At 56.5% G+C, this 17,427-nt stretch carries 10 protein-coding genes; all 10 read left to right on the top strand.

Going from position 1 to position 17,427, the window contains the following annotated elements; all coding sequences use genetic code 11:
• The first annotated feature begins 55 nt into the window (after positions 1–55).
• The 10 genes from ABLO27_RS01420 to ABLO27_RS01375 all read left to right on the top strand — a co-directional run bounded on the left by ABLO27_RS01420 (position 56) and on the right by ABLO27_RS01375 (position 17,410).
• On the top strand, positions 56–1,048 hold the full coding sequence (locus ABLO27_RS01420) for an alpha/beta hydrolase (RefSeq protein WP_353030000.1): 993 nt from the start codon (positions 56–58) through the stop codon (positions 1,046–1,048).
• A 316-nt stretch (positions 1,049–1,364) separates the two neighbouring features.
• Positions 1,365–4,667 carry an Ig-like domain-containing protein gene (locus ABLO27_RS01415; protein WP_353029999.1) on the top strand — a complete coding sequence of 1,101 codons (3,303 nt, stop codon included), beginning with the start codon at positions 1,365–1,367 and terminating at the stop codon, positions 4,665–4,667.
• A 26-nt stretch (positions 4,668–4,693) separates the two neighbouring features.
• The gene (locus tag ABLO27_RS01410) at positions 4,694–5,158 is read left to right on the top strand and encodes a hypothetical protein (protein WP_353029998.1); all 465 of its coding nucleotides are present in this window, start codon (positions 4,694–4,696) and stop codon (positions 5,156–5,158) included.
• 153 nt (positions 5,159–5,311) lie between these two features.
• Complete coding sequence (locus ABLO27_RS01405; protein WP_353029997.1) at positions 5,312–5,743, top strand: hypothetical protein; 432 nt, start codon at positions 5,312–5,314, stop codon at positions 5,741–5,743.
• Positions 5,740–6,735, top strand: a complete 996-nt coding sequence (locus ABLO27_RS01400) for an ABC transporter substrate-binding protein (protein ID WP_353029996.1) — start codon at positions 5,740–5,742, stop codon at positions 6,733–6,735. Before ABLO27_RS01405 ends, ABLO27_RS01400 begins: the two co-directional genes overlap by 4 nt.
• Positions 6,736–6,807: 72 nt before the next feature.
• On the top strand, positions 6,808–7,644 hold the full coding sequence (locus ABLO27_RS01395) for an ABC transporter permease (protein ID WP_353029995.1): 837 nt from the start codon (positions 6,808–6,810) through the stop codon (positions 7,642–7,644).
• Positions 7,641–8,390 carry an ABC transporter ATP-binding protein gene (locus ABLO27_RS01390; RefSeq protein ID WP_353029994.1) on the top strand — a complete coding sequence of 250 codons (750 nt, stop codon included), beginning with the start codon at positions 7,641–7,643 and terminating at the stop codon, positions 8,388–8,390. The genes ABLO27_RS01395 and ABLO27_RS01390 overlap by 4 nt, the downstream gene beginning before the upstream one ends.
• A complete protein-coding gene (locus ABLO27_RS01385; protein ID WP_353029993.1) occupies positions 8,387–9,697 on the top strand; it encodes an NnrS family protein in 1,311 nt (436 codons plus the stop codon). Before ABLO27_RS01390 ends, ABLO27_RS01385 begins: the two co-directional genes overlap by 4 nt.
• 392 nt (positions 9,698–10,089) lie before the next feature.
• Entirely contained in the window at positions 10,090–15,591 is a 5,502-nt protein-coding gene (locus tag ABLO27_RS01380) for a glutamate synthase-related protein (protein ID WP_353029992.1), read from the top strand.
• Between the two features lie 43 nt (positions 15,592–15,634).
• Positions 15,635–17,410: a sulfite reductase subunit alpha gene (locus ABLO27_RS01375; RefSeq protein ID WP_353029991.1), complete on the top strand. Its 1,776-nt coding sequence runs from the start codon at positions 15,635–15,637 to the stop codon at positions 17,408–17,410.
• Positions 17,411–17,427 lie beyond the last annotated feature (17 nt).

Below are 17,427 nucleotides of genomic sequence, written 5' to 3'. Positions count from 1 at the left end.
GCCGGTCCACGGGAGAGAAATTCAATATCCGCTTCAAGCTGGTGGAAGGTTCTCCATGACACTCCCGTCCCCTCTTATCATCTCGCGCTTTATGCTGATCCGGTTGCTGCTTTTGATCGGCATATTGCCCGGCGGATTTGCCTTGGCAGATGAGGAAATGACCTTGCGGGGACCGAAAGGTCTGTTGCACGGCGCTTACATTCACGCTGAGGAAAACCTTGCAACGGTCCTGATCATCCCGGGATCGGGACCGATCGATCGAGATGGAAACGGTGGTTTCGGCATTCGTTCAAACGTTTACAAACTTCTGGCGCAAGGTCTTGCGGAATCGGGAATATCAAGCCTGCGTATAGACAAGCGAGGCATGTACTCCAGTTCGAGTGCTATAGAAGATGGCAACAAGGTAACCATTGAAGATTATGCAGGCGATGTATCGCGCTGGTCGACAATCTTGTCGTCAAAAAGCGGGCATGATTGCGTCTGGTTGCTTGGCCACAGTGAAGGCGGACTGGTAGCGCTCAAAACGGTTGAGAGCGGAAACACACCTGTCTGCGGCCTGTTGCTGGCAGCAGTTCCTGGCCGGCCACTTGGCGAACTGATGCGAGAGCAGCTGAAAGCCAATCCAGCCAATGCCCCGTTGTTGAAGGATGCTTTTCGGATCCTGGACAATCTGGAAGCAGGCAGGAAAGTGCCGGATCAAGAAATTCCTGACGCGTTGAAGCCGTTGTTCAGCTCAGGCCTGCAGGACTACATGATCAATCTCTTCTCACATGACCCGCTGCCATTGATGGCGTCCTTTGGAGGGCCAAGCCTGATACTTCAGGGGACAGAGGATATGCAGGTAACGACTTCGGACGCAGAGAAACTCCACAGTGCAGGAGCTCAAACGAAGCTTCAAATTCAGGTTGGCATGTCACACATGCTGAAGCAGGTTGAAGGCACTGGTATGGAAGCAAACTTTGCGACCTACACCAACCCCCACCTGCCCCTGGCAACGGGAGTTGTCCCTGCATTGAGAGAATTCATTCTGATCAATCAGCAGAATTGATATTCGACCGAAATTGAACAGGGCAAGCAATCTCTGAGACCAGGCCCCGATTGTTTCACCTCGATCACAAACTGAACTGCTCAAGCGGGCGGTGCACATCAGCGCATTGCATACGCAGCGTAAAAAATAATATGAACTTTTAACTCATATTTTATGCTTACCCGATTGACAGCGTTAACACTTCAAAATAATTGGTCGCCTACCCAGCAAGTTCGCCAGGCAGCATTTCAACTTGTTTGGGAGCCTATCAATAGCACGTCTGACTTCGCGCGTTACCAACGGCATTCTCGTTGGAGACCAACGCAAAGACCAATTATTGCTACTTCAGGATATTGATGGTGACGGCACTGCTTCGGGTGCGGGTGAAACCACCGTTTTCTTTGATGAAACAAACGCATCCGGGATTGTCGACCCGACCGAGAACATCTTCAACGTTCATCAGGCGTCCGACAAGTCGGTCTATTTCGGAGACGGTACCACGGACGCGGTGTACCGCCTGAAAGACAACAACAACGATGGAGACGCACAGGATGCAGGCGAAGCCAATGTCTGGTTTTCCGCCGACAATGCTGCAGGCTTCTCCACCATTACGCCAAACGGTATTTATGAGGGTGGCGACGGAGCCATCTATGTCACGAATGCCGGCACAAGGTCGACGCCACAGGATGCAATCTACAAGACTGTCGATCTGAATGGCGATGGAGACGCCAACGATGAAGGCGAGGCAACGCTTTGGCTTGACGTGCAAACGGTCATTGATACCGCCGTTCCCTTCGACATCAGTTTTGACGGAAACGTCGCCTACCTGAATGACCTCACCGGCGCCGCCACAGATGCCATCTATCGCATTGAGGACAAGAACGGCGATGGCACCATTCAGGAAGACGAAGTTCAGACCTTCATTTCCGATGACATGAATTTCGGTGCCCCGGTGGACATCGCCAATGCGACCGCCGTCGACGGTTCGCTTTACACGCTCACATGGTTCCCAGTCAGTGGTGAAGAACTGAAGCTCTACCGCCTCACGGACAAGGACGGCTCCGGACAGATCGATGATCAATCCGAAGCCGTCGAGGTATGGAATGCTTCTGCGATGCCTGAAGGCTTTGGGGCCGATATCGGTTTTTCTGTCGCTGCTGACGAAGATGGGAACCTCACGCTTACCGCGAACACGTTCCGCTCTGCCAACAACGTTGTTCGACTAACAGATCTAAATGGTGACGGGGACTATCTCGACGAGGGCGAGACCAGTGTCTTTGGGTCCAGCAGCTACGATGACCAACTGACACGACCGCGCGCAGTTGAATTCTACGAAGGCAAGGCCGAAGTCACGACCGCGACGGCAGGTGCCGGAAATCACTTCTCCGTCTTCCTCGATACAGAAACCAACACTCTTTATACGAGCGGCGAGAATGTTGTCGGCCAGCTCGGCATAGGTACGACGGGCTTCGATGTCAAAACACCGGTCGAAGTGTCCATGCCAGAAGGTTTCGATTCCAAGATCGTTTCGGTATCCGCAGGTCTTTTGCACACCACCTTCCTGACCGAGGACGGAGATGTTTACGCGTTCGGCTACAACAACAACGGACCACTCGGCACCGGTGATGAAGAAGCGCGGACAAGTGCGACACTGGTTGAAGCACTCGATGATGTGAACATTGTCACGATCGAAAACGGCAATGGTGTTTCCTACGCGATTTCCGACACAGGTGCCCTTTACTCCTGGGGAACAAATTCCAACGGACAACTCGGCCTCGGAGACCAGGTCGAGCGTCACGAGCCAACTGCCGTGGAAGCTCTGGCAAACGAAACCGTCGTGCTGGTGTCTTCGGGAACGTCTCATACCCTGGCCCTGACGGCCGATGGCCAGGTCTATGCGTTCGGCAGCAACACGGACGGGCAGCTCGGTTCTCCGGATGCTTTGGAAGATGATGGTTCACCGGCGCGCCGTTCAACCGAACCCGTGCTTGTTGAAGGGCTTCCGGACAATATTGTCTCGGTGACTGCCGACACCAAGACGTCCTATGCGGTTACCGCTGACGGCCGCGTCTTCGGATGGGGCGAAAGCCGCTATGGTCAGTTGCTTCAGGGGTCGGACAATGGCGACGGGACATTCACGGCCGATAGATCGGATGTTCTTGCTCCTGTTGAACTTACCGGATTACCGGGCAACGTCGTTGAGGTTAAAGGCGGTGCTCGTTGGGCGGCAGCCTTGACCGAAGACGGCGATGTGTATGTCTGGGGTCCGAACGACGAAGGACCGAGCGGAGGCCTTGATGGAGATCCTGCGGCGGAAACGGATGTCACGTTCTATCCGACACTGCTTCCCGAACTTGACGATGTGAACATCGTCGAGCTGCACACCGGACCCAATTCCCTGATTGCCGTTTCTGACAGCGGTGCAATTTACACCTGGGGTTCCAACTCTGATGGCCGATTGGGCTTCTCATCGGAAGGGTCTGTCTACTATCCGACAGAGATATCCCTCGCTGGTGACGCCGATCCGTACCTGGTATCCGCAACACCTGGCGATAACGACCGAGAGGTCTCAAATGACAGCTCGATCACCCTCACCTTCACCGAAGAAGTCGAAGCAGGAAATGGTTTCCTGACGCTCGTCAATCGCAGCACCGGTGAACGTACCGAAATCGATGTGAACGATGAACGCCTTGTCCAATTCGATGGCCCCACGGTTATAGTTACACCTCCGGAGCACCTTCAGGCCGACGCCCGCTACGCTGTCGAGATTTCCGATGGCGCATTCCTTGATCTGGATGGCAACGCCTATGAAGGGATCGATGAGGGCGACACCTCAACGTTCAACTTCACCACTTCCGATGAAGAAGCCCGTTCGCAAGCGCAGCGCGGCACTCATGATGATGACCTTCTGAGAGGCGGTTCCGACAACGATCGCATCAATGGTCGTGACGGCGATGACATCATTTCCGGCGGTAGCGGCAATGACCGACTGAACGGCGGTTGGGGAGACGACGATCTTCTTGGCGGAAACGGCCGTGACAAGCTGAGCGGTGGTTGGGGCGACGATTTCCTTGGCGGCGGTGCCGGAAATGACCGTTTGAACGGTGGTTGGGGTGACGACCAACTGTCAGGCGGTCAGGGCAACGACCGGCTATCAGGTGGCTGGGGCAACGACTTCCTTGATGGCGGTGCCGACCATGACCGTCTTGACGGTGGCAATGGCAACGACGTTCTGGAGGGCGGCGATGGTCAGGACCGACTGAACGGAGGGTCTGGAAACGATTCTCTGTCCGGCGGAGAAGGCAATGACCGTCTGGATGGTGGCCGTGGCAACGACATTATTGCCGGTGGCGCCGGAGATGATCTGCTGACCGGCGGCTGGGGCCAGGACACCTTTGTCTTCGACGGCGGCAACGATGTCGTCAAGGACTTCGACCCTGGCTTCGACTGGTGGTTCTGGTCACAGCCAGGCGACAAGATCTCCATCTCCATTGACGGCATCGACAGTTTTGAGGACCTGCTTGCCAGCGCAACGCAGCAAGGCTGGGACACTGTCTTTGAGTTCAACGAAAACGACAGCCTGACCTTGAAAAATACCTTCGTATACTTCCAGGACGGTGACGATTTCCAGTTCGTCTGATACTCGAAATCAAGTCTCGGGGCGCGATGTCGCGCCCCGAACTGTTTACTTCGCAAGATTTTGATTTAACTGACTTTTATGCCGAATACCGGCCATTCAAGACGCACGTCTCTGCCTTGAACGGCAACAACCTACGTTTCCGATCATCAGAAAATTCACCTGTTCGAGAGGACGTGGCGTGTGCCGATCTGCATTCCTTTTGGCCCCAGAAGGCAATTCGTACAGCATCGAGCATGAATCGCGACTTTGGTGCTCCCCGGGCAGTTCGTGTCAGCTTTGTTGGCGGAACCGCACTTCCGATCGAAGGTGCGGCCTCCTTGTTGCCGCCAAAGAATTGCCGATCTGAAAGTGTCTCATTTTCGACTGCAAATTCCTGTCCGCTTGATGAAAGTCAATTCGGGGAATCTCAGAGCCGATATAAACTTGAGTTATTGACTCCAGTTAAGGTCGTCAACGCAGAGATGCCAACAATTCAAGCGCTCAGTCCTTAATCCATCAAGTGTTTGAACAGTCAGCCAATCCATTCAAGTGCGTTGGCGACTTTAGCTACCCTCGACCGGAGCAATAGCCGAGATCAACAGCCAGCCTAGCGCGAGCCAGAAATCACCCGCATTCGAAGCGGAACATCCCGAAAGGAGACCGGCATGAAATCGGTTCTGGCTGCAATTTTCGCACTTGCGCTACCAATCCAGGCACTTGCCGACACAACTTTGATCGACATTGGCAAACTGCCGTCCAAGCAAGTCTACGGAACAGCTTTTGTGACGCCTTTGGCAGTATCACCATCCGGGCAACCTGCCATCGTCGTCCTGGACGTCGAGAGCGGCAAGGTCGTCCCACCCCATGCGACGAAAAGCGGACTTCGTCTACTGACAGTCCTTTCGGGTGACATGTCATGGGGCGATGGCAGCGACGTGGATGAAAAGAAGGAAACCGTCTATCCGCCCGGAAGCTTCCTGACGGTGCCGGCCGGCAAGGATCACTGGCTGGCTGCACGTTCCGACCCAGTTCGCATTCAACTAGTTGTGCTTGAGGAAGAAAAACCCGTCCCGGGAATAGTGGAGCAGATGAAATGACCAAATTGACCGACATGAACCGGCGCAGCGCGCTTTCTCTGCTGGCTGCAGGAGCTGCGACCTCTCTACTGCCCTCGACAGCACTTGCCAGCAAACTGGAGAACCTTGCCTTCTTCGGTCCACCCGCCGGGCCATCCGTGACCCTTGCTTATGCGGTTGCGAGTGGTGCATTTGACCCAATCACCGACGATGCCACATTCAAGGCCTGGCGAAACCCAGATGAATTGCGCGCCGGCTTGACCTCCGGCAACATCGGAATTTCGGTCGTTCCGGTTCAGGCTGCGGCAAACCTCTACAACCGAGGTTTTCCAATCCGTCTCGCGAATGTCATGACAAACGGCCTGCTCTACATCATCAGTGAAGATGCCGGGATAAAGACAATCAAGGATCTCCAGGGCCACAGTATTGCCGTGCCGTTCCGCGGTGATACTCCGGAAATCATTTTTGGGCAGCTGCTTGCCTTTAATGGCCTCAACGCGGAACAGGATCTGCAGATTACCTATGCTGGTTCTCCGATTGAGGCGATGCAGCTGCTGCTTGCCGGCAAGGTCGACGCGGCATTGACTGCCGAGCCGTCTACGACTGCCGGCGTTCTGCGCGGTCGCAAGGCCGGCAAGAAAGTATCCCGGGTCATCGACATACAAAAGGCATGGGGCGAGATGACAGGTGCCGCACCAGTCATTCCTCAAGCCGGTCTGGCGGTGACGCAAGCTTTCCTGGACACGAATGCGGACACTCTTTCGACCATTCAAGCCACGCTTGAAACCGTGACATCCGAAGTCATTGAAGATCCGGGCAAGGCCGCAAGAGCAGCGACCAAGGCCTTGGGTCTTCCTGCTCCCTTGCTGGCCGCCTCCGTCCCGCACTGCAACCTCGTCGCCCGGCCCGCCTCTGATGCGCGCGCAGATATCGAGCGCATGCTAACGGCAATGGCAGGGCCGGACATGGCACGCATTGGCGGAAAGCTCCCGGATGATCAGTTCTATCTGTGACGACTTGGAGAAAAGACCTGGAAGCGGACAACCGATCCGGTTCCGGGCTTCCTAAAGTGAGTGTTTGAAAACATGCCTCAGCCATCGCCAGACGGTATCAAGGATCACGTGTTCAGCAGGACTGGCCGGGTACTGGAATTTGTCTGGTCAGGTTGGGCGGGGCTCGCCGGTCTTTGCCTTCTGGCCGCGGTCTGGCAAGCAGGGCATGAAGCATACGGACAGTTCATATTGTCCTCCCCCCTTCAGACACTTCAGGAAATCGGGTCGCTGGCGCAAGATCCCGAGGCCTGGAAGATCACCTTGCTGACTCTGCAACGCGCTGTCACAGGTTTTGCGCTTGTCGCGATCAGCGGCGCCGCGCTGGGACTTCTTGCAGGATACTCACCGGCCGTGATGCGCCTTGCATCACCTCTCATAACAGTCATTCTTGGTGTACCTCCGATCGCATGGATCGTCCTTGCGATGATCTGGTTTGGTGGAACGGATGCAACGGTTCGAACCGTCATTGTCATTGCCGCATTGCCGGTGGTATTTCTTGGCGCCGCGCGTGGAATTTCCACGCGCGACAGAGGCCTGGACAAGATGGCACAGGCGTTCGGCGCCGGTCCGGTCAGGCGATTTTTGACGGTTGGCCTGCGCCAGACGACGACAACGCTTTTTCCGGCGTTTGCCCTCGCCCTTGGCACATCCTTCAAGGTTGCCGTCATGGCGGAACTGCTCGCCAGTGCAGGTGGCATCGGCGGTGCGCTTGCCGATGCCCGCACAAATCTGGACATCACCAAGGCTCTTGCCTGGGTGGTGGTTTCGGTCGGGCTTCTGATTGTCGTCGAATATGCGCTCATTCATCCGGTAAAGGGTGAAGTTGATCGCTGGCGCAGAGCCGCTCAGCCATGGGGCGTTAAAAGATGACCTCATTGAAGCTGAACAACATCGGACACGCCTATCTGGGACGGACAGTTCTGGACAAGATCGACCTGGAAATCGGACAGGGAGAAATCGTTGCTCTCGTAGGCCCCTCCGGATGCGGAAAATCCACGCTCGCGCACATTGCAGCCGGGCTGATCGATGCGCGGGCTGGAAGGATTCAACGCGGTTATCACAGGCAGGGAATGATTTTTCAGGAACCTTCCCTGCTTCCATGGGCAACGGCTTCGGACAACATTGCCTATTCCCTGAAGCTGGCGGGTGTCCCTCGCTCACAGCGGTCCAAACGCGTTGTCGAAACCGCAACGCGCGTTGCTCTTCTGCCTGAAGACCTGAAGAAGTTTCCGGTCGAACTGTCCGGAGGCATGAAGCAAAGGGTCGCAATCGCCAGAGCCTTGGCGATCGAACCGGATTTCCTCTATTTTGACGAACCATTCACCGCACTCGATGTGGCGCTGCGCCGCCGTATGCAGGATCTGATCATCGAGGTCTGCGCCGGGGGCCAGGTCTCCGGCTTATTCATCACCCATGATCTGCAAGAGGCCGTCAGAATTGCTGACCGGATCGCGGTGCTGGACAGCAGAGGAAACGGTATACTGGGCATACGCCACGTTTCGGGCCGCCCGGCAGATCGTGATGACATTTCTGTTTTCGAGTGGGTTCAAAAAGCACTTCAGCAGGACATGCTGTTCAGGCACATCCATGACGTCGACGAAAGGCAAATCGCATGAGCTGCGGTCCCGCCAGTCATGGACACGCCCCTACCTCGAACCCGAGTTGGTGGAATGTGCTTGCAAGCGAAGGCTTTCGCCTGTTCTTTCCTCTGTCCGCAATCTACGTGGTGCTTTGGCCCCTCCTCTGGGTTCTGGCGTTCGACTTCGACCTGCCCCTGGCGCAAGACGTGCCGCCTCAGCTCTGGCATGCGCATGAGATGCTTGTCGGGGCTTTCGGAGCTGCGCTTATCGGGTTTCTGACAACCGCAGCACCCGAGTGGACAGATACGGAGCCACTACGGGGGCGAAAACTCTGGGGAATAGCGGCCCTTTGGGCGACAGGCCGCTTCGTTGGGCTGCTGGGTTGGGACACCCTGGCACTTCTAGGCGCTCTTGCGGATTTCAGTTGGCAGGCCCTGCTGATTTGCTACCTGCTGCAGCTTTCATGGCGTCAACGGACGGACCGGCTGATCGCGTTCGCCGGTTGGCTGGCAATCCTGCTTGGCTGCGTCTCAGCAACTCAAATGGGTTTCTTCACCGGCGACACAGACCTCGCGACCAAATCAACCCATCTCGCAGGTTTCGCGTATCTGGGGCTGCTTGGACTTGCGCTCGGACGCATAACGGTACCGGTCACAAATCTCATCCTGGACCCAAGTGAGGAAACATCACCATTTCGACCGCATCCTGGCCGGCTCAATCTGGCGCCTGGGCTGGTTCTTGTCGCCATTGCCGGGGACATAGTCGGCCTTAGTCCTGCGGTGTCCGGTTTTCTGCTGGTCGCTGCTGGAGCCGCCTTCATGGATCGCGTCGCGGAGGCTTTTATCGGGCGCGCTGTTTTTCAGTCGGAAATTCTCATGCTGGCCGGAGCCTCCGCATTTGCAGGTATCGGCCTCATACTCACCGGCTGTTATCGTCTTGGTGCGCCCTGGGCAGAGTCTACCGGACTACATGCCGCATTTGTGGGAGGCCTTGGTCTCGGGGTCTATGCAGTTTTCTGCATTGCCGGAAAACTGCACACGGGCAACACCCTTGGACAATCCCTGACCGTCCGACTTGGGGCTCTGGCACTCGTACTATCCGCGCTCGCTCGAATTGCTCCGGACTTTGGTTTTGAATTGCCAGGCCCTTTTCACGGAGTTGCCGTTTCACTTTGGTCACTGGCATTCCTCTTATGGTTTTTCGACTTCTGGCCGTCCCTGAGCCGCCTCGAAAACCCGGTTGCGCTACCTGCCATCTCCCCGCCTAAAGAAGGTCGCGAGCTGGCTTCCGAGGCTTCACATGAACCCAATAACCACTCGCTTCGCTCTGCCGGCGGTGAATAGCAGTCAGCGAATTTACGCTGGATCGGCCGCCTGTCAGGTAAGTGCGAAAAGTAGCCGGAAGCCTGAAAGACTACGAAAACCAATGCGTTTGAAGGATACCTTTGCAGCTGCGAGGCTTCTGATGCACTGCGGCAATTTTCACCAGGTTCAATGCCAATTTAAACTTGAAAATTTTACTCAGGTTTAATAGTCAGTACACACTTCAATCAGCCAGCTTTGCATTCTGCATAAAAGCCAGCGTTCTCATTCCCGATAAATCAACATTCCAATTGCTGTCGGCGCACGTGTTCGCTCCGGCAAGGCTGTTTGCGCAAAAATACATGCGATCGGGAGACGGGCAGAAAACCACGAACCAGCAGGGCGTGTCAGGCGAAACAAGGAGGCGCATATAGGTGGATTATAGGCAATTCGGACTTTACGATCCGGCTGCAGGAAAAAGCAGCTGTGGAGTTGGCTTCATTACCCGGAAAGACGGGTGCCAGGCTCATGACGTCCTGTGCATGGGGCACGAGGCCCTCTGCGCCGTTCCGCATCGCGGCGGAATGTCATCGGAAGGTGTTGGCGATGGTGCCGGGGTGTCGATCGATCTGTCCGTTTCCTTTTTCCGTCATCTGACCGGGCGCGAGGACCTGAGACCTGGTGAATTCGGCGTCGGCAATTTTTTCATGCCGACAAATGCCGCAGAGCATGAAGCTGCTGCCGTTCTCATCGAAAGTCTCCTGCAAGAACACGGATTTGAAACGATCCTGAAACGCGATGTTCCGGTCGATAGTTCAGCTCTTCGCCCCAAAGCCGTCAGACACCAGCTCGCAATCCGCCAATGGGTGTTTGTGTCTTCAAAGGAGAAAGACCCGGCGATTTCCGACAGAAAAGTTCACGAAGCTCTGCTTGCAATCGAAGCCAGGGCCTATACGTGCTTGGAACTTGAGGGGCTCTATCCCCTCTCCCTGAGTGCACGCACTCAGGTGCTTAAGGGGCGTCTGAATTCCTACGAACTGATCCCCTATTTCAAGGATCTGCAGGAGCCGCAACACAAGGTTCACACGCTGTATTTCCATACGCGCTTTTCCACCAATACGGATCCGCACCCTAGCATGGCGCAGCCGTTCCGCTTCATGGCGCATAATGGCGAATTGAATACCGACAAGAAGAACAGGCTTTCCGAAGCGGCAGTCGCCAGAGCCAAGAACGCCAATATCGTTCGCCCCAAAGGTCAGTCGGACAGCTGCCGCCTGGATCAGACCTTGCAAAGCAGGGTTCTGGAAGACGATCTGGACCTGGTGACGGCCGTGGTGTCCATGATGCCGCCGGCCTGGGAAAACGATACTTCGATGTCCCAAGATGTTCGGGCCATGCTGGAGTACTTCTCGCTCTACGAGGAGAAAAACGACGGTCCGGCCGCACTCATCTTTGGAGATGGCACCATTGTCGGCGCGCGTTTGGACCGTCTTGGACTGCGGCCGCTCAGAACCACGGAAACGAACGAGTATCTGACGGTAATGTCCGAAGCCGGGCAGATTTCCTTTCCGGCCGAGGAGATCATCCATCGCGGCCGTATCGAGGCTGGCGGCATGCTCTATTACGACCATGCGCAAAAGCGAAGCTGGAGTACGAAAGCCGCACTGGACAAGCTTGCAGCACAAAAAGACTACCGGAAACTGCTCCAGGAGGCCCGGCTTCGTCTTTCGGACCATCGTGGACCGGCAATAAAAACACCGGGCAGGCTCGTTCCTTACGAAGGTGACCTGGAGCTTGCTCAGCGGTTTGTTGCCTATTCGCATAATCAGGAAAGTTTCAAGTTCCTGATGGATCCGATGCTGGCGACAGGCGCGGAGAAGATCTCCGCGATGGGCTATGGTGCGGCCATCAATGCCCTTTCCGATCAGGAAGGTGGTGTTGCCAAGTATTTCTCCCAGCGCTTTGCCCAGGTGACCAATCCTCCGCTTGACTCCATTCGCGAAGCGGATGGCATGACCTTGCGTGTTGCGTTGGGAAGCAAACCGAGATTTTCCAAGTCAGGTAAGCAGCAGATCGTTGTCGACAGCCCGATCCTGTCCCGGACAGACATGAAGTGGCTGCGAGAACAGACGAGCACACCGGTGCTGATCGTCGACACGCTCTACGCTCCTGTCGCAGGCGATGAAGTCGCAAACGCCAATGCCTTGGAAGCGGAAATCGACCGCATTTGCAGCCACACAGCCGAGCAAGCTGCAGAACATGGCGGCATCATTATTTTGAGTGACCGGCAAGTCTCTTCAAAGAGAGCAGCTTTGCCGATGGCGCTTGTGGTCTCTGCCGTCAATCAGCGCCTGATAGAGGAAGGTCTGCGTCTCAGGGCCTCTGTCATTGTCGAAAGCGGACAGATTTCCTCAGCCCACCATGTCGCCGTTGCCCTCGGTTTCGGCGCATCGGCGGTCTATCCCCTGGCTGTTCAGCTCAGGGCCGAAGAAACTTTTCCAGACAACGCGGAAGCCGCGTTCAAACGTTTCGCAAAAGCTGCGGAAAAGTCGCTCCTTAAAACCATGGGCAAGGTTGGGCTTTGCACGGCTGAGAGCTACATCGGCGGCGAATTCTTCGAACCCAATTTTCTCGATACCGATGATCCTGTCCTGAAGCGCTATTTTCCGAACGTTAAAACGCCGGTTGGTGGTGTCGGCTTTGAGACGATTGCGACTGCCGTCTTCGACTGGCACCAGCGTGCGCTTACCGTTGCCAGCGAAAAGGACATTCCTCTTCTGGGCCTGTTCAAGGAACGCGCCGAAGGTGCAGGCCATTCCTTCGGCACAACTGCAGTGCGCGGCTTTGTCGACATGACAGAAGAAAGCATTCAACTCAGCGCCAATCCGGATGCCGGAGAACACGACGATCATCTCCGGTTGCTGCCGGTGGATCGACTTGAAGATGCTTTTGGGCTGGATGAGAAGGCTTACACCTACACCAACTTTGACAAGCTGACGCCGGCAATGATCGATATGTTCTCGATCACACCGGGCTACCGTGCCTTCGCACGCATGATGTCGGAGGAGCGTAGCCGGCGCCCCGCTGCTTTGAGGGATGTTCTGGAGTTTCCGGCAGACGTTTCCTATGCCGCCTCGGCAGCCGATTTCGAACGCGAATTCAGGCGGTTTTCAATCCATGGCAACTCGTCCTTCCATTTCCGCGGGCTCAAGTGCGAGCAGGAAGACGAAACAACGTTCAGGCTGACCTTGTCAGGGCCAGGCGGCAATCAGCTGGCCCGGCGCTCCGAGCTTGCCGATGCTTTGGTCCGGCGTTTCAAGACCTCGATCGAAGGGCATTGGCTGGAAGACAGTTTCGTAAAGGTCCGTGCAAAGGGATTAGCAGCGGAGTTTCTCGCCCGCGTTCGGCCGGCTCCTCAAGCAATCGACCTCAACAAGGTTCAGCCGGCAAGCGAAATCACGCCACTGCTCGCGAGCGGTGCGATGAGTCACGGCGCCCTTGTTGCTTCGGCTCATGAGGCGGTCGCGCACGGCACGAACATGGCAGGAGGCATGTCGAACTCCGGTGAAGGCGGTGAGCATATCTCCCGATACGGCACGATCCGGTCTTCCAAGATCAAACAGTTCGCGTCCGGTCGCTTCGGTGTGTGGGCAGGATATCTTGCTGACCCGTCGCTCGAGGAAATCGAAATCAAGATCGGTCAGGGCGCTAAGCCCGGCGAAGGTGGCCAGCTCCCCTCACCCAAAGTGACCGTGGAAATCGCCGCCGCCCGCGGGGGAACTCCCGGTGTCGAGCTTGTTTCGCCACCGCCACACCACGACACCTACTCGATCGAAGATCTCGCTCAACTGATCCACGACGCGAAGGCTGCCCGCGTGCGGGTCATCGTGAAGCTCGTGTCTTCGGAAGGCATCGGTACAATCGCCGTCGGCGTGGCAAAGGCCGGGGCCGATGTGATCAACGTTGCCGGCAACACCGGCGGAACCGGTGCAGCTGCGGTTACTAGCCTCAAGTATACGGGACGTTCGGCCGAGATCGGCATTGCGGAAGTGCATCAGGCCCTTTGCGCAAACGGTATTCGCCAGAAAGTGGTTCTGCGTTGCTCGGGCGCGCATCAGACCGCAACTGATGTCGTCAAATCCGCCCTGCTTGGAGCCGATTCCTTCGAGTTCGGCACCACGGCCCTGATGATGCTGAAATGCGTCATGGCGAAGAACTGCAACGTCAAATGTCCGGCTGGTCTCACCACCAATCCGGAGGTCTTTGACGGGGACCCGCGGGCGCTTGCGCAATACCTTCTGAACATCGCGCATGAGACCCGGGAGGTTCTGGCGGGACTGGGGATGAAATCTCTGAAGGAGGCACGCGGCCGGTCCGACCTGCTGCATCTCATCAACCACTCGTCCCAGGTGGGGCAACTGGACCTGCGGGCAATGTTGAGTTTCGCTGAAGAGATCAAGGTCGATGATCCCGTATACCTGGAAAAGGACTTCGAGCACGACGACCGCTTTATCGAAACCGCTTGCCGGGAGCTGTTCGAGAACGGCGAAAGCAAGGTCACCCTTCGCCCCAATTCCCGGCTGAACAATTGCAACAAGACTGTCGCAGGTCAGCTTGCGATCGATATCGAACGCCTGCTGAACCATCAGCTTGATGACAAGGTTGCTCGAAAGACCCCCGCGGTCCTTCAAGATCACCGCGGCCGTCGGTACTTCGATGCAGAAACGGTCAATGTCGAAACGGCTGGGTCTGCCGGACAGTCCTTCGGAGCGTTCTGCAACGATGGCATGCGTCTTGTGCATGACGGAACTTGCAACGACGGTGTCGGCAAAGGAGCTTGTGGCGGCACCATCACTGTCCGCTCTCCGGGCGGCGGATCGGAGGAAACCGGCGGAAACGTTCTCATCGGAAACTTTGCTCTGTTTGGCGCCACGGGTGGCAGAACCTTCGTCGAAGGTCAGGCGGGCGACCGTTTTGCGGTCCGCAATTCCGGCGCGACTGCGGTCGTTGAAGGGGTCGGCGATTTCTGCTGCGAATACATGACCAACGGAGCGGTGCTGAACATAGGCAGCTTCGGCAAGGGTTTCGCCAATGGCATGAGTGGCGGCTTTGCCTATCAGTATGACCCTTGCGCAGAATTAAACGACAAAGCCAGTCATGACTCGGTTCTTCTGAACTCGATTGTGGACGGGTCAACGCTTGGTGAAATGCATGGAGATGTCATTCGCCACCTTCTGACGCTGCATCTGGAGGCGACGGGGTCTCGCAAGGCTGCCTGGCTTCTACAAAACTGGGACAACGAAAAGCAGCACTTCGTTTATGCAATGCCAACGTCGCTTCTGGCCTATCAGGACAGCGATGCAATTCTGGCGGCACGCTCACGGAAGGAATTGATTGAAGAGCTCAGTTCGGCTCTCGTTGCCCACCAGTTGCGCAAGTTCAAGACCGCACTGAAGGCCGGCAAGCCAATCCTTGACGGTACCGTCCCCGGGTATGGACAGACGGACACTGAGGACATGTACGTTCTCCTCAACAATTATCTCGTCATGTCAACGGCCCAGACGGTCGCGCTCGGACGGGTCAATGGCAGCCCGAAGATCTCGGATACAGAGGTTGAAAAGGCAGCCCGGAACCTGCTTCTGACCGAGGACTTCTCGCTTCTAAAGAAGCTCCAGGGATATGCCCGCACCGCCGTGTCGGAATACAGCGATGACGAGCTGGCCGTCCTGATCGCCGACAAGAGGCTCGGTGATTACAAACAGGCCCTCGCCAGCCGAAACGTGCTGTCGATGGACAGTCCAGGAACCTTTGGCTGGATCATCTATCAGAACGCAAAGAACCGCGAAAAAGTCGGCCGGTTGCCGAGTTTCGAGGAGTTGTTTGCCAAGCACAGCATCTCCGACCTGATGTCGTTCACGGCAGCTCACACAGCCTGACCCCGCAAAATTCGTTCGCAAAGTTTCCAAGAGCTCTCAGTCCATGCAAATCCCATTCATACCCAAGGATGCTCCCTTCAGCGAAGAGCAGAAATCCTGGCTTTCCGGGTTTTTCGCCGGTCTGCATTCAAGGTTGTCAATCCAGGGTGCACCAGCCGGCGCAGCCGTTTCTGCGGAAACATCCGCAACGGCCCCAGTGGTGAACATCCTGTTTGGAACACAAACCGGAAATGCGGAAGGTGTTGCCCTCGACGCGGCAGCCACCGCGAAATCCAACGGCATGGCCCCCGAAGTCCAGGCGCTTGACGACATCACGCTTGAAGCGTTCGCGGCAATGACCTGCGTTGTGATCGTGATCTCGACCTATGGCGAAGGAGAGATGCCGGACAACGCACAGCTGTTCTGGGAAGCGCTGTCTGCGGATACGGCACCAAGGCTTGAAAACATGACTTTCGGCGTTCTGGCCCTTGGAGACACCGGGTATGACGACTTTTGCCAAGCCGGCAAGCTGATCGACATGAGACTTGAACAACTCGGCGCGCAGCGCCTTGTGACGCGGATCGATTGCGATATCGACTTTGAGGATCCGGCTGCTTCCTGGATGGAAGAAACCTTGCCGAAGATTGCAAGGGAACTGAATGCCGGTCAGCCGTCTACACCGGCAATCGAAACCGGAGCACAAATCGAGCCCCCCGCCAAATCCAAATGGTCACGAAAATCCCCCTACCCGTCTTCGCTTGCTGTCAATCGCCTTCTATCGGGTGACACCTCGGCCAAGGAAATACGGCACTACGAATTTGCGCTTGGTGACATTGGCCTGACCTATGCTGCCGGTGATGCCCTTGGCGTCATGCCGGTGAACGACCCTGCGCTGGTGCAGGCGGTGCTGGAGCGGCTGAACTCGTCCTTCGAAACGGCTGTTGACGGTGTCAGCGGCGCGTTCGGTGAAGCGCTCCAGCACCGGTTTGAAATCTCCACGCCCTCCAGGGATCTGATTGCGGCAGTGGAAAAGCGGGCCGAACACCAGGAACTCAGCCACGTTCTTCAACACGGAGACAAGGAAGCCCTGGAAGCATGGCTCTGGGGCAAGGACGTGCTGGATCTTCTTCAACTGCTCCCGCAAGGCGCTCTTTCAGCGACGGATTTCGCCGCGCTGCTGAAGCCATTGCAGCATCGCGCCTATTCCATATCCTCCAGTCCCTTGGAAGCACCGGATCACATTCACCTGACCGTTGCCAGCGTCAGATACCGGACCCATGGCCGGAACCACGGCGGTGTCTGTTCCACATTCCTTGCGGACCGGATTGAGACCAATGGCACAGCGGGGATTTTTGTGTCCCCGAACAAATCGTTCCGCCTGCCAGATGACGAGACCCGGCCTGTCATCATGGTCGGTCCCGGCACCGGCATCGCTCCGTTCAGGGCATTCCTGCAGGAACGCCGGGCCGGTGGAGCAAGCGGAGCCAACTGGTTGTTTTTCGGTGACCAGCACAAGGCCAGTGACTTCATTTACGAAGACGAACTGAGCGAGCTGAGCGCCCAGGGCGTGCTCAATCGCCTGGATCTCGCCTTTTCCAGAGATCAGGACCAGAAGATCTACGTCCAGCATCGCATGAAGGAAAACGGCAAGGACCTGTTCGCCTGGCTCGAAGACGGCGCTTATTTCTATGTGTGCGGCGATGCCACCCGGATGGCCAAGGATGTGGACCGTGCCCTGCATGACGTGATTGCCGAGTTCGGCAACCTGTCGGCGGATGACGCCAATGCCTACGTCAACAATCTCAAGCGTGAAAAACGTTACCTCAGAGACGTTTACTAGATCCAGTTTGCTTCAGA

The organism is Roseibium sp. SCP15 (assembly GCF_040329435.1).
Lineage (GTDB): Bacteria > Pseudomonadota > Alphaproteobacteria > Rhizobiales > Stappiaceae > Roseibium.
The sequence above is the reverse complement of the archived record's forward strand: the minus strand, read 5'-3'. Positions and strand labels throughout refer to the sequence as shown.